17 protein-coding genes are annotated in these 19,307 nt (G+C 68.9%); all 17 read right to left on the bottom strand.

The annotated features are described in order from the left end of the window. Positions 1-115 precede the first annotated feature (115 nt). The 17 genes from VFI59_10570 to VFI59_10490 all read right to left on the bottom strand — a co-directional run bounded on the left by VFI59_10570 (position 116) and on the right by VFI59_10490 (position 19,290). On the bottom strand, positions 116-619 hold the full coding sequence (locus tag VFI59_10570; GenBank protein ID HET6714140.1) for a type II secretion system protein: 504 nt from the start codon (positions 617-619) through the stop codon (positions 116-118). A gap of 228 nt (positions 620-847) precedes the next feature. Then, positions 848-2,059: a type II secretion system F family protein gene (locus VFI59_10565; protein ID HET6714139.1), complete on the bottom strand. Its 1,212-nt coding sequence runs from the start codon at positions 2,057-2,059 to the stop codon at positions 848-850. A 12-nt stretch (positions 2,060-2,071) separates the two neighbouring features. Then, positions 2,072-3,232 (bottom strand): type IV pilus twitching motility protein PilT, encoded by a 1,161-nt coding sequence (locus VFI59_10560; protein HET6714138.1) that lies wholly within the window; start codon positions 3,230-3,232, stop codon positions 2,072-2,074. A 7-nt stretch (positions 3,233-3,239) separates the two neighbouring features. Further along, entirely contained in the window at positions 3,240-4,925 is a 1,686-nt protein-coding gene (locus tag VFI59_10555; GenBank protein HET6714137.1) for an ATPase, T2SS/T4P/T4SS family, read from the bottom strand. Between the two features lie 32 nt (positions 4,926-4,957). Further along, on the bottom strand, positions 4,958-5,674 hold the full coding sequence (locus VFI59_10550; protein ID HET6714136.1) for a hypothetical protein: 717 nt from the start codon (positions 5,672-5,674) through the stop codon (positions 4,958-4,960). Positions 5,675-5,775: 101 nt separating this feature from the next. Continuing rightward, entirely contained in the window at positions 5,776-6,624 is an 849-nt protein-coding gene (gene aroE, locus VFI59_10545; protein ID HET6714135.1) for a shikimate dehydrogenase, read from the bottom strand. 10 nt (positions 6,625-6,634) lie between these two features. Continuing rightward, on the bottom strand, positions 6,635-7,699 hold the full coding sequence (gene mltG, locus VFI59_10540) for an endolytic transglycosylase MltG (GenBank protein HET6714134.1): 1,065 nt from the start codon (positions 7,697-7,699) through the stop codon (positions 6,635-6,637). 36 nt (positions 7,700-7,735) lie between these two features. Continuing rightward, the gene (ruvX, locus tag VFI59_10535; GenBank protein HET6714133.1) at positions 7,736-8,194 is read right to left on the bottom strand and encodes a Holliday junction resolvase RuvX; all 459 of its coding nucleotides are present in this window, start codon (positions 8,192-8,194) and stop codon (positions 7,736-7,738) included. 1 nt (position 8,195) lies between these two features. Further along, positions 8,196-10,796: an alanine--tRNA ligase gene (gene alaS / locus VFI59_10530; protein ID HET6714132.1), complete on the bottom strand. Its 2,601-nt coding sequence runs from the start codon at positions 10,794-10,796 to the stop codon at positions 8,196-8,198. Between the two features lie 49 nt (positions 10,797-10,845). Next, the gene (locus VFI59_10525) at positions 10,846-11,097 is read right to left on the bottom strand and encodes a hypothetical protein (GenBank protein ID HET6714131.1); all 252 of its coding nucleotides are present in this window, start codon (positions 11,095-11,097) and stop codon (positions 10,846-10,848) included. After that, a complete protein-coding gene (locus VFI59_10520) occupies positions 11,094-11,468 on the bottom strand; it encodes a DUF948 domain-containing protein (protein HET6714130.1) in 375 nt (124 codons plus the stop codon). Before VFI59_10520 ends, VFI59_10525 begins: the two co-directional genes overlap by 4 nt. A gap of 73 nt (positions 11,469-11,541) precedes the next feature. Next, entirely contained in the window at positions 11,542-12,783 is a 1,242-nt protein-coding gene (locus VFI59_10515) for a replication-associated recombination protein A (protein HET6714129.1), read from the bottom strand. 28 nt (positions 12,784-12,811) lie between these two features. Beyond that, the gene (gene aspS / locus VFI59_10510; GenBank protein HET6714128.1) at positions 12,812-14,623 is read right to left on the bottom strand and encodes an aspartate--tRNA ligase; all 1,812 of its coding nucleotides are present in this window, start codon (positions 14,621-14,623) and stop codon (positions 12,812-12,814) included. After that, the gene (gene hisS / locus VFI59_10505; GenBank protein HET6714127.1) at positions 14,620-15,903 is read right to left on the bottom strand and encodes a histidine--tRNA ligase; all 1,284 of its coding nucleotides are present in this window, start codon (positions 15,901-15,903) and stop codon (positions 14,620-14,622) included. The genes aspS and hisS overlap by 4 nt, the downstream gene beginning before the upstream one ends. Next, the gene (locus tag VFI59_10500) at positions 15,903-16,526 is read right to left on the bottom strand and encodes an MBL fold metallo-hydrolase (protein ID HET6714126.1); all 624 of its coding nucleotides are present in this window, start codon (positions 16,524-16,526) and stop codon (positions 15,903-15,905) included. Before VFI59_10500 ends, hisS begins: the two co-directional genes overlap by 1 nt. A 47-nt stretch (positions 16,527-16,573) precedes the next feature. Continuing rightward, entirely contained in the window at positions 16,574-17,020 is a 447-nt protein-coding gene (gene dtd / locus VFI59_10495; protein HET6714125.1) for a D-aminoacyl-tRNA deacylase, read from the bottom strand. A gap of 2 nt (positions 17,021-17,022) precedes the next feature. After that, complete coding sequence (locus VFI59_10490) at positions 17,023-19,290, bottom strand: bifunctional (p)ppGpp synthetase/guanosine-3',5'-bis(diphosphate) 3'-pyrophosphohydrolase (protein ID HET6714124.1); 2,268 nt, start codon at positions 19,288-19,290, stop codon at positions 17,023-17,025. Positions 19,291-19,307: the final 17 nt, after the last annotated feature.

Raw genomic sequence — 19,307 nt, 5'->3', positions numbered from 1 at the left:
CCATCTCACCGACGCCATTCGCCGAGCCCCGCTCAAACGGGGGCGGTCCAAGAAACGCCGAGAGGGGGGCGGCCCGGAGACCGTCCCCCTCTCAACTCCGTCGTCCTACTGTGTGTTACCAGGACGTCGTCGCGTCCGCCCCAGTTGCGTTGTCACCGAGGCAGTTACCCACGGCATCCGGGATGAAGTCATAGAACGTCCCCGCCGTACCACCGCTGGCAACCTCATGGATGTAGTAGCAGTTGCCACTCTCGGAAAGTGCGGCCGCTGCCCACACCTGGTCATCAACAGTCCCGTCAAGGTAGACGGAGACGGACGAAGGCCCAGTTGACGTCGCAGTACCAACCACGTATCCGAGCGAGGGCTCGATGGCGGGAAGATCCCCCGCCGCGTGCGTGGCTCCCGAGAAGTCGCTCGTGTCCGTGTAGGCCGTCTTCGCGGCGGCCAAAGCGTTCCGCAGGCTCGACTGAGCAGCGCGGTTCTGCGCCCGCTCGCGGGCGCCGAGGAACGTCGGCAGCGCGATGGCGATCAGGATGCCGATGATCAGAACGACCACCATCAGCTCGATGAGGGTGAAACCCTGCTCCTCATCTGCGCGCTTCATCAAGCGCTTGAGCATGTGCTGTCAACTCCTTTCCTTGCTCGTGCACACCACGTCGGTGTGCGTTCCGTGATGTTGTCGGTCGCGTCTGACCCGACCTGAAGCCACCAGAGGGTGGAGGTTCCTCATCCGCCATCGGACCTACCAGCAACCGGGTAGTGACTTCAGAGGCGGTCGGTCGAAGCGGAGATGGAAGGAGCCCGGCGCATGGGCGCCGGGCTCTTGGACCTAACTCGACGGGGTGCTCTACTTGATCAGCTTGATGATGTTGAACATCGGCATGTACAGGGCGATCACGGCCGCGCCCACGAAGCCGCCGATCACCGCGATCAGCAGCGGCTCGATCAACGACGTCAGGGCGTCGACCGACGCCTCGACCTCCTGGTCGTAGAACTGCGCCACCTTCGTGAGCATCGTGTCGACCTGCCCGGTTTCCTCGCCCACCGCGATCATCTGGACGACCATGGGTGGGAACACCTCATGCTTCGAAAGCGGCTTCGCGATCGACTCGCCTTCGCGCACGCTCGACTGCACGTCGGTGACCGCCCGGGAGATGATCTTGTTGTTGACCGTGTCGGCGACGATGTCGAGGGCCTGAAGGATCGGCACGCCGGCCGAGAGCAGCATCGCAAGGGTGCTCGAGAACCGCGACAGCGCCGTCTTGTGGAACAGGGGCCCGAACACCGGCGCCCGCAGCTTCAGGCGGTCGACCTGCGTGCGACCGTTCTCGGTCTTCTTGTACCGGCGGAAGAAGAACCGTGCGATGAAGAACCCTGCGACGAAGATGTACCAGAACTGCTTCATCAGGTCGGACATCGTGATCAGCGCGCGGGTCGGGAGCGGGAGCGTGCCGCCGAGCTGCCCGTAGATGCCCTTGAACTGCGGCACGACGAACAGCAGCATCGCCGACATGATCAGCAACACGAGGCCGAGCACGGCGACCGGATAGGTCATCGCCGACTTGATCTTGCCCCGCAGGTGCACCTCTCGCTCGAGCATCGCGGCGAGCTTCAGCAGGGTCGTGTCGAGCGAGCCTCCCATCTCACCGGACTTCACCATCGAGATGTAGAGGTCGTTGAAGACCTTCGGGTGCTTCTGCATCGCACCAGAGAGCGAAGAGCCCTGCTCGACGTCCATGCGACAGGCCGTGAGCGTCTCGGCGAGCAGCTTGTTCTCGGTCTGCTCCGACAGGATCGCCAGCGCCCGCAGGATCGGCAGGCCCGAGTTGATCATCGTCGCGAACTGCCGCGAGAAGACCGAGAGGTCCTTCAGCTTGACCTTGGCCTTCCTGACGTTGATCTCGAGGTTGAGTCCCTTCTTCTCCTTGCCGACCTCGAGCGGCGTGTACCCCATCTCGCGCAGGCGCTGGAGCACGAGCATCTCGCTGTCGGCCACCAGCGTGCCGGTGACCATGTTGCCCGCCCTGTCGCGGACCTTGTACTGGAAGGTCTGAGCCATCGAGGGTCTCCCTTACATCCCGCCCATGACCATGCCGCCGCCCATGTCCATCGCGCCGCCGCCCTCGGACCCCAGGCCGCCGAGGGTTCCGCCCATCAGCCGCTGGAGCTCCTCGGGGTCGTGGCAGCGCTCGAAGGCGAGCTGCTGGGTGATGCGGCCGGCCTTCACGTGCTGGGCCAGCGACATGTCCATCGTCTGCATGCCGTAGCGACCGCCCGCCTGCATCGACGAGTAGATCTGGTGCACCTTTCCCTCTCGGATCAGGTTGCGGACCGCCGGTGTGGTCACGAGCACCTCGCACGCGACCGCACGGCCCTGACCGTCGGAGGTCGGGATCAGCTGCTGGGTCACGACACCCTGCAGCGTCGTCGACAGCTGCACCCGCACCTGCTGCTGCTGGTGCGGCGGGAACACGTCGATGATGCGGTCGATCGTCTGCGGCGCGTCCTGCGTGTGCAGGGTCGCGAACACGAGGTGACCGGTCTCCGCGGCGGTGATCGCCGTCGAGATCGTCTCGAGGTCACGCATCTCACCGACCAGGATCACGTCGGGGTCCTGGCGCAGCACGTGTTTGAGCGCGTTCGAGAAGCCGTGCGTGTCGGCCCCCACCTCACGCTGGTTCACGATGCAGTTCTTGTGCTTGTGCAGGAACTCGATCGGGTCCTCGACGGTCATGATGTGGCCCCGCCGCTCCGTGTTCACCACGTCGACCATCGATGCCAGCGTCGTCGACTTGCCCGAGCCGGTCGGGCCGGTCACGACCACGAACCCACGCTGGAATCGGGCCAGGTCGGCGACCACCGAGGGCAGGCCGAGCTCGTCGATCTGCTTGATCTCGAACGGGATCACGCGGAACGCCGCGCCGATCGCGTCGCGCTGCATGTACACGTTGACACGGAACCGGGCCCGGCCCGGCAACGAGTACGACATGTCGAGCTCGAGCTCCTGCTCGAACCGTTCCCGGAGCTTCTGGGGAAGGATCGCGTAGATCATGCCCTGCAGCGCCCTGGGCGACAGTGCGGGGTATCCGTCGACGCGCTCCAGCTCACCGTGGACCCGCACGACCGGTGCGGAACCGGCCGTGAGGTGCAGGTCGGAACCGCCATGGTCCAGCAGCGCCCCCAGCAGTTCCGGGATCGGGATCTGGACGTCTTCCTCCTGCTGCACAGCCATGCTCACGTCACTTCACCACCCTCGCGACTTCCTCGATCGAGGTGACGCCCATGCGAACCTTCTCGAGGCCGTCGTCCCGCAGGCTGATCATGCCCTGCTGGATCGCCGTGGCCTTGATCACGTCCGAGGAGGCTCGCTCGACGGTCAGACGCTCGATCTCTTCGGTCATCGGCATCACTTCGTAGAGACCCATCCGGCCGCGGTAGCCGGTGTTGGCACACGCCGCGCATCCCTGCGCCCGGTAGATCTCGGTGATCTCCGGCCACAGCCACTGGGGGAAGCCCGCCGCCTGGAGCTCGGGCTCCTCGGGCCGGTAGGCGACCTTGCAGCGCTCGCACAGCTTGCGGGCGAGTCGCTGGGCGACGACCGAGTCGATCGCCGAGGCCACGAGGAAGGTCTCGACGTCCATCTCGGTCAGCCTCGTGATCGCGCTCGGAGCGTCGTTCGTGTGCAGCGAGGTCAGGACGAGGTGACCCGTCAGCGCGGCCTCGATCGCGATCGTCGCGGTCTCTCGGTCCCGGACCTCACCGATCAGCACGATGTCGGGGTCGGCGCGCAGGATCGACCGCAGGGCGCTCGCGAACGTGAGACCGGCCTTCGGGTTCACCTGCATCTGGTTCACGCCGTTCAGCCGGTACTCGACCGGGTCCTCGACCGTGATGATGTTCTTGTCTTCCTCGTTCAGGATGTTGAGCGTCGAGTACATCGTGGTCGACTTGCCCGAGCCGGTGGGACCGGTCACGAGGATCGCGCCGTAGGGCTTGCGGAACGACTGGGCGAACCGCTTGTAGGGGTCCTCGAGGAAGCCGAGATCCTCGAGCCTCAGCAGCGCCTGGGACTTGTCCAGGATGCGGATCACGACCTTCTCGCCGAAGACCGTCGGCAGGGTCGCGAGACGCAGGTCGAGCTGCTTCCCGCCGACCTTCATCGAGATGCGTCCGTCCTGCGGCACGCGCTTCTCCGCGATGTTGAGCTCGGCCATGACCTTCAACCGGGAGATCAGGCCGCCCTGGATGTTCTTGGGGGCCGGCGGCATCGGCTCGTGGAGCACGCCGTCGACGCGGAAGCGGATGCGGACGTTCTTCTCGGCGGGTTCGATATGCACGTCGGAGGCTCGGTCGCCGACCGCCTGGGTCATGATCGCGTTCACGAGCTTGACGATGGGGGCGTCCTCGAGGGCGGCTTCCAGCTGCTCGTCCTCGGACTCGATCGCGTCGGCCGCGACGCTCGCGAGCGCCTCGACCTGCCCGTCGATGCCCGCGAACTTCTGGATCGCACGCTCGACGTCGGCGGCCGTGGCCACCAGGGGCTGGACGTCGCGGTTCGTGATCGTGCGGATGTCGTCGAGCGCGTAGACGTTGGCCGGATCCGACATCGCCACGAGCAGCTTGCCGTCGCGCTCGCCGATCGGGATCGCCCGGTACCGACGGGCCAGCGCCTCGGGCAGCAGGGTCGTCGCCGTGGGGTCGATCTGGTGCTCGGAGAGGTCGACGAACTCGAGTCCGACCTGCTCGGCGAGGGCGCGCACCAGGTCGCCTTCCTTGATCATGCCCATGTCGATCAGCACGCGACCCAACGACTTGGGCGTGCGTCGATGCTCCTCGAGCGCCGTTTCCAGCTGTTCGGGCGTGATCATGCCCAGCTCGATCAGGATCTGACCCAGCTGTTTCGACTTGCGCTTGACCGTAGTCATCGCCGTCCTTGTGCTCCCGTTGGGCTTAGGTCTCAAGAACTTCCTTCGTCATCCTCCGAATCCACCTGAAGCAATCCCGAGAACTCTTTGGCCAGGAGGACCCGGTCCACCTCCGCGTCCTCGTCGAAGCCCAAGTCACCGCCCGTGCCGGCGAGCTTCCGGTGCTTCTTCTTCAGCGTCGAGGGGGCCACGTCGGCCACCGGTGCCCCCTCCGGATCGCCTGCGGCGACGAACGTCTCCTTGCCTCCCTTCCCGCCTGGATCCTGGGAGAAGCCGCGACGGTCGGGCTGGAAAGCCGCGGTCGCGCCTCGTTCTCGAGGACCCGCCGTGACCTCCACGGGCGATGGGTTGTCCGCCGACGGATGGAGCGACGTCCGTGGCTTGCCTGAAGGGGCCGCGTTCGAATCGGGGACCCTGAGCGTGTCACGACGTGCCCGTCCGTCCTCCGCGATCAGGAGCACTTGCTCCATCTGGTCGACGAGGATGCCCGGTCGGGTCCCCGCTTGCGCCGTGGCGAAGGCCGCGTACGGTCCGCGCTTGACGTAGGCCCACACCTGATCGGGGAACTCCACGAAGCTCCGGTCGGGCTCGCCGAGCGTGACGAACTTGAGCCACGCCGGTTTGGCGAGGCTCTCGTCCTCGTTCGGGTGGGCGCCGAGCACCAGCCCGTCCCTCGACAGGATGAGGGCGCCCGACACCCCGCTCACGCTCACGGAGATCCGCTGCGCGAGCGCGGAGTAGTCGTCCATCTCACGAGCTGCATCGACGGCGCGACGACCGCCCTTGAGAGAGAGCCGGCGATGGCAGCCGAACCGAGGGTGGTCAGAGACCAGCGCCGACGGCGGGCCGGTCAGTCGTGCTCGGCAACCGTGGCCACGGCCGCCGCCGACATCACGTCGAGCGGCGCCGGGGTCCCGGTCCACAGCTCGAACGACAGCGCGGCCTGATGCAGGAGCAGTCCGAGTCCCCCGAACGACTCGGCCCCCGCCTCGCGAGCGCGCACCTGGAGGGGGGTCACCACCGGCCGGTAGAGGAGATCGATCACCAGCACATCCGGCCCGAGCACGGGAATGGGCGGGAACGATCGACCGTCGGCGCCGACCGGGGTGGCGTTCACGACGAGATCGGCACGCCGGGCCGCCGCCTCGTCGAACGGCACCACCTCGACCGCGAGGTCCGTCCCCTCGATCGCGAGGAGGAGGTCGTCGGCGCGTCCGGCGTCCCGCACGGCGACGCACAGTTCGGCGGCGCCCGCGAGCGCCAGGGCGAGTGCGACCGCCCGTGCGGCACCACCCGCACCCAGCACGAGCGCGGACCGTCCGGCGGCGTCGAACCCTGCGTCGCGCCGCAGGAACCGATCGAACCCGGGCGTGTCGGTGTTGTGCCCGACCAGCCGGTCTCCGGCCACCACGAACGTGTTGACCGCTCGCAGTCGCCGCGCATCCTCGGACAGCTCGTCGGCGAGATCGGCGCTCTCGGTCTTGTGCGGCATCGTGACGTTGGCGCCACGGAGCCCGAGACCCACCAGCCCGTCGGCGGCCGCGCGCATCGCGCCGGGCGCCACCGGAAGGGGTACGTAGACCCAATCCATGCCGAGCGATGCGAACGCCGCGTTGTGGATCGCCGGCGAGAGGCTGTGCTCGACGGGCCAACCGATCACCCCGACGACATGCGTGCCTCCCCCGATCGAGATGGGCACCCGAAGGTCATCAGAGGCAGGCATCGACGTTCGCCAGATGTTCGTCGTACGTCACGGCGAATCGGTGCCCCCCGTCGTCGCCGCAGAGCACGTAGTAGTAGTACGGCGTGTCGGCAGGGTTCAGTGCAGCCCGCAGCGACCAGAGGTAGGGGCTCGCGATCGGGGTCGGCGGCAGCCCGGTGCGCATCCGGGTGTTGTACGGACCGTCGGTCTCGATGTCGGCCGTCGACAGCTCTCCGTCGGGGGTCGGGTCGTCGTACAGCAACGTGGCATCGATGCCCAGGGCCATCCCGTCCCGCAGGCGGTTGTAGATCACGCCTGCGATCAGCGGCCGGTCGCGCTGCACGGCCGCTTCCTTCTCGATCATCGAGGCGATCACGACGATCTCGTAGGGCGTCACGCCGAGGTCCTGGGCCCGCTCCCACGGAAGGCTCGACGTCTCCTCGGAGAACTGGGTCAGCAGACGCTGGATCACCGCGTCGGCGTCGTCCCTCATCGGGATGCGATACGTCTCGGGCCACAGGAACCCCTCCAGCGACGCACCGGCGGGAAGCGCGGCCGGGCGATCGAACCTGCCCGTCTCGACGCGGGCGAGGAACTCGTCGGCTGGGATGCCGAGCGACTCCTCGACCGCGTCGGCGATCTGGCTGACGCGATACCCGGGCGGCACCAACAGATCGGCGGTGGGGATCTGCTTCGGAGGCGTGGTGAGCACGTCGACGGCCTCGTCGAGGGTCATGCCGGTCGTGAGCGTGAAGGTCCCTGCCCTGATCTCGTCGGAGCGCCCGGTGCCCCGCATCAACAGGTTCCCGATGAAGCCGCTGCAGGGGATCACGCGTTCCGCCGCCAGATCCTCCACGACCCGCTCCGCGGTGACGCCGTCGTCGACGGTGAACGACACGGGGCGCTTCGGCCCTTCCGCCGCTCCCTGACAGCGCTCGTAGTGCCTGCTCGCCATCACGAGACCCACCGTGAGCCCCGCGAGCACGACGAATAGGATCAGGAGGGAAGTCGTCCGCCGAGGACGGTCAGGCTGCGCATGGCGGTCCGCACGTCGCGGCGTGGTCGTCTGCACCGGCCGAGGATACCGGTCAGTCGTGGTGGCGATGTGTCATCGGTGCGCATCGAGCCAGGCACCGAGGATCACGGTGGCCGCGCTCTGGTCGACGACGCGGCGCCGTCGCGCCCCGGTGACCCCGGCCTCTCGGAGCGCACGCTCGGCCTCGACGGTGCTCAGGCGTTCGTCCTGCAGCTCGACAGGCACCCCGACGATCGATCCGAGCGCCTCGGCGAAGGCCTCCGCCTGCTGGGCGCGAGGTCCCGACGCGCCCGACATCGACCTGGGATGGCCGACGACGACCACGGCGACACCCAGGTCGTGGACGAGGGCGGCGACGGCCTTGAGCTCGCCCGGCGGCTGTCCCACCCTGATCGTCCCGTGGGGAACCGCGACGCGCCGCTCCGGGTCCGAGATCGCAACGCCGACGCGGGCATCGCCGAGGTCGAGGCCGAGCACCCTCCCCGGCGCCGCGGTCTCCCCGGGGCCGTCTCCGGCAGGTGCGGACGTCATCTCACGCGTCGAGGAGCTCCTCGAGGCGTGCCGCGATGCTCTCGACGGCGGGCACGACCCCCTCGGCGAGCTTGCCCCCGGCGAACCCGAGCCCGGGCTTGCCGCCCGCACCGCCGCCGATCACGGCCGCCGCGTGTTCGAGCAGAGCCGGGGCGGTCACTCCACGGTCGGTGAGTGGCTTCGAACACGCGGCCACGAGCAGCGCCTTCCCTCCCTGCGCGGAACCGAGCACCACCGCGGCCTCGCCCCCGAGCTTGCCGACCGTCTTCTGGGCGAGGTCACGCAGCGTGTCGGCGTCGTCGTCGGTCACCGTGGCGACCAGGCGCACCCCGTCGACGTTCGAGGCAGCCGCGACGATCTCGTCGACCCGACCCGCCGCCTGCTGTTGCGACAACCGTCCGAGCTCGTTCCTCAGGCGCTTGTTCTCCTCGACCACCCGGCGGGCGTGATCGAGGGCGGCGGCGGCGTCCTTGCTCCCGAGCGCCTCGACCAGACCGCGCAGCAGCTCGCGTTCGGCGTTGATCTCGCGCAGAGCATCCGGACCGACGAGCGCCTCGACGCGGCGCATGCCGGAGCCGATCGAGCCTTCGTGCAGGATCCGGAGCACGCCGATGCGACCGGTGCGCTCGACGTGGGTGCCGCCACAGAGCTCACGCGAGTAGTCACCGATCTCGACCACGCGCACGACGTCGCCGTACTTCTCGTCGAACAGCATCGTCGCGCCGAGGGCCTTGGCCTCGTCCATCGAGGTCTCGAAGATGTGCGGTGCGTCGTCGCGCGCGAGCAGTCGGTTCGCCTCGAGCTCGGCCTGCTCGAGCACATCGTTCGACACTGCCCCCGGGTTCGGGAAATCGAACCGGAGCCGCCCCGGGGCGACGAGCGAGCCGGCCTGACGGGCGTGCTCGCCCAGGATGTGCTTCAGGGTCCAGTGCACGACGTGGGTCGACGTGTGCGACCGAGCCGTCGCCTCACGGCGCTGGCGGTCGATCTCGGCGATCGCGTCCTGCCCGGCGCGGATCTCCCCCGAGGTCACGGTGCCGACGTGCATGATCGATGAGGGGCCCGCCCACTGAGCGTCGTGCACGCGCACGGTGCCCGTGTGCGTGCGGATCTCCCCGTGATCGCCGACCTGCCCCCCCGACTCGGCGTAGAACGGTGTGCGGTCGAGGAACAGCGCCACCTCGTCGCCTTCCTGTGCAGCATCGAGCTCCCCGTGCTCGGCGTCGAGGAGCAGGCGGATCGGTGACTCGGCCTCGGGCTGCGTGTACCCCAGGAACTCGCTCGGCGGCACTGCGCCGGCGTCGAGGCCGAGCGCAACCTTCTTCGCCGCGGCCCGCGCGCGGGAGCGTTGCTCCTCGAGCAACTCTCGGAACCCCTGCTCGTCGACGGCCAGGCCGGCGTCGGCTGCGAGCTCGACCGTCAGCTCGATCGGGAACCCGAACGTGTCGGAGAGCTTGAACGCGTCGGCGCCGCTCACCTCGCGACCCTGTGCGCGACCCCTCGCCTCGTCGAAGAGCACCATGCCCTGGCGCAGGGTGGCGCTGAAACGCTCCTCTTCCGAGCCCAGCACCTGCTCGACGAAGGCCCGGTTCTCGACGAGCTCCGGGTACGCCTCGCCGAAGCCCTCGACCACGACGTCGACGAGCGGCCGCAGCACCTCACCCTGCACGCCCAACTGGCGAGCCCTCGAGACGACCCGCCGCACCATGCGCCGCAGGATGTATCCGCGCCCCTCGTTCGAGGCCTGGACGCCGTCGGCCACGAGGAAGGCCGTGGCGCGCGCGTGCTCGCCGATCACCCTGATCGCGATGTCGTTGCGCTCGTCGGCGCCGTAGTGCTTCCCGGACATCGACTCAACCGCCTCGAGCAACGGCGCGAACAGGTCGGTCTCGAAGAAGCTCCCGGTGCCCTGGAGCGCGACCGCGATGCGCTCGATGCTCGCCCCGGTATCGATGTTCTTCTTCGGTAGCTCCCCGACGACCTCCGCGTGCTCGTCGACCTGTTCCTGCATGAAGACGTGGTTCCAGATCTCCATGTAGCGGTCCTCGTCGACCTCAGGGCCGCCCTCGGCGCCGTGCTCGGCTCCCCGATCCACGAAGATCTCACTGCACGGCCCGGCCGGGCCGGCCGAGACGAACCAGTAGTTGTCGGCTTTGCCGCGGCGCACGATGCGCTCCGGCGGGATGCCCAGGTCCTGCCAGATATCGATCGTCTCGTCGTCGGTCTCGTAGACCGTCGTCCACAGACGGTCGAGGTCGATGCCGTAGCCTTCGGTCACGAGCTCGAGGCCCCACGCGCACGACTCCGCCTTGAAGTAGTCGCCGAACGAGAAGTTGCCGAGCATCTCGAACATCGTGAGGTGGCGATCCGTGTGTCCGACGTTCTCGATGTCGTTCGCGCGGAAGCACTTCTGCACGCTCGTCGCTCTCGGGAACGGCGGCTCCGCCTGTCCGAGGAAGTACGGGATGAACTGGTTCATGCCCGCGTTCGCGAGCAGCAACCCCGATTCGGGCGGCGGGATGAGCGACGAGGACCGGACACGTGCGTGCCCGCGTTCCTCGAAGAACGCCAGGAAGGTCTCACGGATGCGCGCGCCGTCCATCCGGCGAGTCTACCGGCGGGGCCCGTGCGGCGAGACCGGGGCCCCGTTCCTAGGACCGAGGCCGGGTCTCGTCGAGGCCGCTCTCGCGGCGCAGCTCGGCCTCGCGCTCGTCCATCGCCTTCTTCCCCTCCTGGATCGATTCGGAGACGAGCTTCGAGAGATCCATCAGACCGCCCTTGGCCTCGCGGGCGAGCGTCTGGGGCGCGACGCGTTGGGCCTGCTTGCGGGTCCAACGCGAGGCGATGATCGCTCCGGTCGCCCCGGCGCCGAGCCCGAGCGCGACCCAGAAGCCCCGTTTCACTTCTTGCGGCCCCGCGCCTTCGCGAAGCCCTGGCGCAACCCGGCGCCCACGCTGATCACCTTGACCAAGGGGCTCGCCGCAGCCTGCTCGACCAACCCTGAGAGCTTCTCGACGCGGCCGACGATGTCGGTGGCGCTCACCAGCATCGTGTCGACCCGGTCGAGCTCGCGGTTCGCTCGTTCGACCGACCCCCTGACCTCGCGCAGCAACGGCACCGTCTCCTCGCGCATCGTGTCGATCGTCATCTTCGTGCTCTCGAGCACCCGGAACGTGTTCAGCAGCACGACGCACAGGGCCAGCACCAACAAGCCCCAGAAGGCCGCCAGGATGATGAGGGCGGTGTCACCGCCGGTGATCGCGAGGAGCGTCATCGTCGAGCCTCCGTGGTCGTGGTCGCGTGAGGGCCTAGCCTACCCGACCCATCTGCCAGGCAGGGAGCCGTGCTCAGGCTCGGCCGGGATCGGTCCGGCGCCCGGTGCCGGGCTCCCGCTCGACGTCGTCCCCCTGGCCCGACGGCTCGTAGTAGCGGCGGTTCGGCACGCCCGCCGGCCGATACTGCTGCTCCACCGAATGCCCCGGGAAGTCGTGAGGGTACCGGTAGCCCTCGCCGTGTCCGAGCCGTTTCGCCCCCCGGTAGCTCGCGTCGCGAAGGTGCAGTGGCACGGGCTCGGCGGACCGTGCGTCCTCGAACGCCGCCGCGATCGCGGTGTAGATACTGTTCGACTTCGGCGCGGTGGCCAGGTACACGGTCGCGTGCGCGAGGTTCAGGCGTACTTCCGGGAGCCCGACGTGCTCGACCGCCTGGGCCGCCGCGACGGCCACGACCAGCGCGTTCGAGTCGGCCATGCCGATGTCTTCGCTGGCGTGCACGATCAGACGGCGAGCGATGAAGCGAGGGTCCTCCCCCGCCTCGATCATGCGGGCGAGCCAGAACAACGCCGCGTCGGGATCCGAGCCACGGATCGACTTGATGAACGCGCTGATCACGTCATAGTGGGCGTCGCCCTGTCGGTCATAGACGATCGCCTTCTTCTGCACGGCGTCGGCGGCGATCTCCCGGGTGATCTCAGTCGTGTCGGCGGCCCGAGCGGCTTCGGCGGCGGCCTCGAGCCCGGTGAGCGCCATGCGCGCGTCGCCGCCGGCGATGGTGACGAGATGTTCCAGCGCGTCGTCGGCGATCGTGAGGCCTGCGCGTCCGAGACCCCGATCGTCGTCGTCGAGCGCCCGCCGGAGCAGGACGGCGACCGCCTCGTCGTCGAGCGGCTCGAGACGGAGCAGCAGGCATCGGGAGAGCAACGGCGTGTTGAGCGAGAAGTACGGGTTCTCGGTCGTGGCGCCGATCAGCGTGACGGTGCCCTCTTCCACCGCGGGAAGCAACACGTCCTGCTGGGCCTTCGACCACCGGTGCACCTCGTCGACGAAGAGCACGGTGCGGAAGAGCCCGCCTCGAGCGCCGTCCATCACCTTGCGGGCGTCGGCCACGCCGGAGTTCACGGCCGAGAGCTGCACGAGCTCGGCGCCGACCGCATCGGCCAGCAGATAGGCGAGGGTCGTCTTGCCCGTGCCCGCCGGTCCCCACAGGATGATCGACGGGAGCGTGCCCCTCGACAGCACACGCGTGAGCGCCCTTCCCTCTCCGACCAGATGACCCTGACCCACGAACTCCTCGAACGATCGGGGACGCATGCGCGCCGCGAGGGGCACGTCGCCCACGTCAACCGTCCCGCGGCGCCGGCGGCTCGTGGGGCGCGGCCGGCGCCTCGACGATCGATACGAGGCCGAGCTCCCGCAGCTGGGCGGCGTCGACGGGGGCGGGGGCTCCGGTGAGTGGGTCGCTCCCCGACTGCGACTTCGGGAACGCGATCACGTCGCGGATCGCCTCCTTGCCGGCGAGGATCATCACGAGGCGATCGACGCCCATCGCGATACCCCCGTGAGGCGGAGCCCCGAGCGCGAGGGCGCGCAGCAGGTGCCCGAACTGCTCCTCGACGTCCTCGGGTGGAAGCTGGAGGGCCTCGAAGACCCCCCGTTGGGTCGCCTCATCGTGGATGCGGATGCTGCCCCCGCCGATCTCGAATCCGTTCAGCACGAGGTCGTACGCACGCGCTCTGGCGGTCCGCGGGGACAGATCGTCGGAGGCGGGAGAGGTGAACGGATGGTGCACCGAGACCCACCGGTCCTCCTCGGCGCTGTACTCGAACAACGGCGGCTCGACCATCCAACAGAACGACCAGGCATCGTCGGGGATCAGCCCGAGCCGCGCCGCCATCTCGCGGCGGAGACCGTCGAGCGCCACGTTGACCCGGTCCTCCTGGTCGGCGACGATGCAGACGAGGTCGCCGTCGGCGGCGCCGGTCCGCTCCACGACCCCTGCGAGCTCCTCGGGCGTGAGGAACTTCTCGACGGGCGAGCGGACCGAGCCGCCGGAGCCGACGGCCATCCAGACGAGCCCCGCGGCACCGCGCCCCTTGGCATCCTCGATCAGTCGGTCGAGCTCCTTGCGCGAGGACGACCCCGCGCCCGGCGCGGCGAGCGCCTTGATCACCCCTCCCTCGCCCAGCACCTTCGCGAACGCGTTGAAAGCGGTCGACGCGAAGACCGGGCCGAGGTCGACGAGCTCCATGTCGTAGCGCAGGTCGGGCTTGTCGGAGCCGTACCGGTCCATCATCTCGCCATACGTGAGGCGCGGGAAGGGCGTCGCGACCTCGGCCCCCGCGGTCTCGCGCACGATGCTCGCGTACAGCGGCTCGATCAGCGCGATCAGGTCCTCCTCGGTGACGAACGACATCTCCACGTCGAGCTGAGTGAACTCGAACCCTCGGTCGGCGCGCGCAGCCTCGTCGCGCAAGCACCGCACGATCTGGTAGTAGCGGTCCTGGCCGCCCACCATGAGCAGCTGCTTGAGCTGTTGCGGGGACTGCGGCAGGGCGTAGAACGTGCCCGGCCACAGCCGGCTCGGCACGAGGAAGTCGCGCGACCCTTCGGGCGTCGACCGGGTGAGGATCGGCGTCTCGATCTCGACGAAGCCCTGCCCGTCCATGTGCTCGCGCATCAGCCGCACGATGTGCGCGCGCATCGCCAGCACCTTCGTCATCTCGGGACGACGGAGGTCGAGGTAGCGGAAGCGCAACCGCAGATCCTCACCGGCCTCGATGCGGTCCTCGATCGGGAACGGCGGTGTCTCTGAGGCGTTCAGCACCTCGAGCGCGGATGCTGCGACCTCGACGTCTCCGGTCGCGAGGTCGGGGTTCTGCATGCCGTCGGGCCGACGTCGCACGGAGCCGACGACACGCACCACGTCCTCGGCCCCGAGCCGCTGCGCGGCGGCATGGGCGTCGGCGGCGTCTTCGGGATGGAAGACGACCTGGACGACGCCCTCACGGTCGCGCAGGTCGATGAACGTCACACCCCCGTGGTCACGGCGGTGTCCCACCCACCCGCAGAGCGTCACGCCCCGGCCGTCGTGGCCGGCTCGCAGCTCGCCACAGGCGTGCGACCGCATCGTCGTCGCGAACGGTGTGGTCATGCGGATCCGTCCATCCGGTCGTCGAGCTTCGCGAGCCAGTCGGCCACGTCGTCGCGCGGCACCGACTTCTGCACGCCGTCGACGAGCCGGCGCAACGTGATCGTGCCGCCGGCGAGCTCCCGCTCCCCGACGATGGCCGCGAACGCCGCGCCGGCACGATCCGCCATCTTGAGCTGCGCCTTGAGGGGACGCTCTTCGAACGCGTGTGCCGCCGCGACACCCTCGGTTCGGAGCGCGTCGACCAGCCGCGTTCCTGCGTCGCGGGCGTCCTCACCCAGCGCGACCACGAAGCAGGTCGGGGCGCGCGCGGGCGGCACGGCTCGCCCCTCGCCCTCCAGCGCGAGCAGCACGCGGTCGAGGCCCATCGCGAACCCGACCCCGGGCGTGGGCGGACCGCCGAGCGTCTCCGCGAGCCCGTCGTATCGGCCACCGGCGTTGACCGTTCCGGCCTTGTTCACCGCCAGCACGCCGGAGATCCACTCGAACGCGGTGCGGGTGTAATAGTCGAGTCCGCGGACCATGCGCGGATCGAGCACGTACGCGACCCCGGCCGCGTCGAGCCTCTCACGCACGGCAGCGAAGTGCGAGGCGCAGTCCTCACAGAGGTGGTCGACGATCGTCGGCGCGGCGAGGACGAAGTCCTTGTCGCCGTCGACCTTGCAGTCGAACACCCGCAGGGGGTTCCGCGCGAGCCGCGTGCGGCAGTCCTGGTCGAGCTGGTCGCGGAAGGGCTCGAGGTGAGCGATCAACCGCTCGCGATAGGCCGGGCGGCATACCTCGTCGCCGATCGAGTTGAGGTGGAGCGTGACGTCGGTGAGCCCACGCGACCGCAGGAAACGGTCGCCGAGCGCGATCACCTCGACGTCGGCCCCAGGCGCATCGGTGCCGATCACCTCGACCCCGAACTGCCGGAACTCCCGCATCCGTCCTGCCTGCGGACGCCCGTGCCGGAACTCCGATGCGACGTAGTAGCCCTTGAACGGGTTCGGCAACGCCTGAGCGTGGGTGAGGTAGGCGCGCACGACCCCCGCGGTGCTCTCGGGCCGGAGGGTGACGGACCGTCCACCCTTGTCCTCGAACGTGTACATCTCCTTCGTCACGACATCGGAGGTCTCGCCCGACGTGCGGGAGAACAGCTCCGTCTGCTCGAAGGTCGGTGTCTCCAGGTAGCGGTAGCCGTACAACCGCGCGACGCGATGCGCGTCCTCATAGAGGCCGAGCATCGCGTCGGCCCGGTCGGGCAGCAGGTCCTGGGTGCCGCGGGGCGGCGTGAGCTCCATCAGACCAGCTCCGAGAGGAAGGGGTTGGTCGATCGTTCACGGCCCACGGTCGTCTCGGGGCCGTGTCCGGGAAGCACAGGAAGCTCGTCTGGAAGCTCGAGGAATCGGCGCAGGCTCGCCTGCATCGCGCCGGGATCGGAGTTCGGGAAGTCCGAGCGGCCGATCGAGCCTGCGAACACGAGATCGCCCGAGCAGAGGACGGCGTCCGTGTCGATGCGGAACGAGCAGTGACCTGGCGTGTGTCCGGGCGTGTGCATCACCTCGATCTCGAGGCCCGCGAGCCGCAACACATCGCGGTCTGCGACCGTCCGGAGCTCCTTCACCGGTGCCAGCGGGTTGGGGAACCCGGCCCGCCAGGCGGGCTCGTCGGTGAAGGCCACCGCGTCGGCCTCGTGGATGAAGACCGGCATCTCGCCGGCGAAGTCGCCCGCCTCACCCACGTGATCGAGGTGGGCGTGGGTCGCCAGCACGGCGACCGGGGTCTTCCCGGCGGCGGCGAGGAGGCCGTGTACCCCCTCCGGCGAGAACCCAGGATCGACGACCACCGCGTCGGTGCTCGCGTCGGACGACAACACCCAGCAGTTCGTGCCGTACGGGTTGGCGTTGAAGACGTCGAGCCACATCAGGCCGCCCATGCTAGCTGACACCAACTCGTGCCCTGCCGACGTCGCTAGAGGGTGGCGGTGTCGAGCACCAGCGTGACCGGGCCGTCGTTCAGGAGCTCGACCTGCATGTGGGCGCCGAACACCCCCCTCGCGACCGGGAGTCCAGCACGCTCCAGCGCCGAGGCGAACGATTCCACGAGTTCGGCGGCCCGCACGGGTTCGGCGGCATCGGTCCACGAGGGACGGCGGCCCTTGCGCAGATCGGCGTAGAGCGTGAACTGCGACACCACCAGCGCCTCGCCGCCGACGTCGGTGAGCGCGAGGTTCATCTTCCCGGCGTCGTCGGCGAACACGCGCAGGGTCGAGACCTTCCCGGCGAGACGTCGAGCCTCTGCGTATCCGTCGTCGTGCCCGACCCCCACCAGCAGGAGGTACCCCCGGCCGATGCCGGCCACCTCGGCGCCGTCGACCGAGACCGACGCCCTGGCGACCCGTTGGAGCACGAGCCGCACGGTCAGCTCGGCACGACGCGGTACGCGTCGTAGACGCTCTCCACGCGCTTCACCGCCGCGAGCACGCTCGATAGGTGGGCGATGTCGGCGAGCTCGAACGTGAACCGCAGGCGCGTGATGCGGTCCTTCCCGGTCGCCGAGGTCGCCGAGAGGATGTTCACGTGGTTGTCGGAGAGCACCGTGGCCACGTCCGAGAGGAGCCGTCTGCGGTCGAGGGCCTCGACCTGGATCGCCACGACGAAGGAGGTCGGCTTGCCTTCGGCCCAGGTCACTTCGATCAACCGCTCGGGCTGCTTGCGCAGGGAGGCGACGTTCGGACAGTCGGTGCGGTGCACGCTGACGCCCTGGCCCTTCGTCACGAACCCGAGGATCTCGTCGCCCGGCACGGGGGTACAGCAGCGGCTGAGACGCACCCAGACGTCGGGCAGCCCTCGCACGACCACGCCCTTCGAGATGTCGTCGTCGCGGGCGATCCTCACCGGCCGGGCGAGCGGAACCTCGGCGACGTGTTCCTCGTCGGTGTCGCCGACCACGAGGCGGGAGACGCGCGCGACGATCGATTGCGGGGAGACGTGCCCCTCGCCGACGGCGACGTAGAGCGCCTCGAGGTTCTGGTACTTGAGTTCCTCGGCGACGGTGGCGAGCGACTCGGTCGTCGCCAGGCGCTTGATCGGAAGGTTCTGTTTGCGCATCAGGCGCGTGACCGCGTCGCGGCCCTGCTCCAGGGCGTCCTCACGACGCCCGCGAGAGAACCACTGGCGGATCTTGGACCGCGCGCGCGGCGTCTTCACGAACTGGAGCCAGTCCTGTGATGGCCCTTCGCCTTGCGCGCGCGACGTGAGGACCTCGACCGTATCGCCGGTACGCAGCTCGTAGTCGAGCGGCACGAGCTTGCCACCGATCTTCGCGCCGATCGTGCGGTGGCCGACGTCGGTATGGATCGCGTAGGCGAAGTCGACCGGGGTCGCGCCCGCCGGCAGGTTCACCACGTCGCCCTTGGGGGTGAAGACGAAGACCTGGCCCCCGTACAGGTCGATCCGCAGCGAGTCCATGAACTCGCGCGGGTCGGCCATGTCCTTCAGCCAGTCCATCATCTGTCCGAGCCACGCGGCCTCGGCGGAGGCCTCCTTGGCTTGCTTGCTGCCCTCCTTGTACCGCCAGTGAGCGGCGATGCCGTACTTCGCCGTGCGGTGCATGTCGCGGGTGCGGATCTGGATCTCGAGCGGCTTGCCCCCCGGCCCGACCACCGTCGTGTGCAGCGACTGGTACATGTTGGACTTGGGCATCGCCACGTAGTCCTTGAAGCGGCCGGGGATGGGCTTCCAGAGGGCGTGCACCGCCCCCAGCGCGGCGTAGGTGTCGCGCAGCGAGTCGACGAGGATGCGGACCCCGACGAGGTCGTAGATCTCGTTGAACTCCTTGCCGCGGATCACCATCTTCTCGTAGATCGAGTACAGGTGCTTCGGGCGGCCCTCCACTTCGGCCTTCACGCCGAGCTCCTTGAGCTTCGCCCGCGCCTCCTTCGTGACCTGCTCGATCAGGGCGGTCCGCTCGCCCCGCCTGGCGTCGACCAGACTCGCGATCTCGCGGTACGGCCCGGGGTGCAGGGTCTTGAACGACAGGTCCTCGAGCTCCCACTTGATCTCCTGCACGCCGAGGCGATGTGCGAGCGGGGCGTAGATCTCGAGGGTCTCGGTCGCGATCCGCCGCTGCTTCGCCTCGGGGAACACGCCGAGCGTGCGCATGTTGTGGAGCCGGTCGGCGAGCTTGATCAGCAGCACGCGGATGTCGCCGGCCATCGCGACGATCATCTTGCGGACGTTCTCCGCCTGCTCCTGCTCGCGCGAGTGGAACTCGAGCCGGTCGAGCTTGGTCAGTCCGTCGACGATGCGCGCGACCTCGGGGCTGAACTCCTCTTCGATGTCGGCGAGGCTGACTTCGGTGTCCTCGACCGTGTCGTGCAGCAACGCCGCCTCGAGGGTCGTGGTGTCGAGCCGGAGGTCGGCGAGGATCTCGGTGACGGCGAGGGGATGGGTGATGAAGTCCTCTCCAGACTTCCGCTTCTGCCCCTCGTGCGAGGCCTCGGCGAACGCATAGGCGCGGGCGATCTCCCGGACGTCGGCCTTCGGGTTGTAGCCGCGGACCTTCTTCAGCACTGGGTCGATCGGCGACGGCGCGCCGGTGTCTCCCCGGCGCAGGCGCGGGCGTGGAAGACGAGTACTCCGCCGTGCGGGGGGCTGCTCAGCCTTGAGGTCTTCCCTGCTGTCCACCGCACCTCCTTCCCCGC

The sequence above is a fragment of the Actinomycetota bacterium genome (assembly GCA_035697485.1).
In the GTDB taxonomy this organism is placed as follows: Bacteria; Actinomycetota; UBA4738; order UBA4738; family HRBIN12; genus JAOUEA01.
Note: the sequence above shows the minus strand (reverse complement) of the source record. Positions and strands in the feature narration are given on the sequence as shown.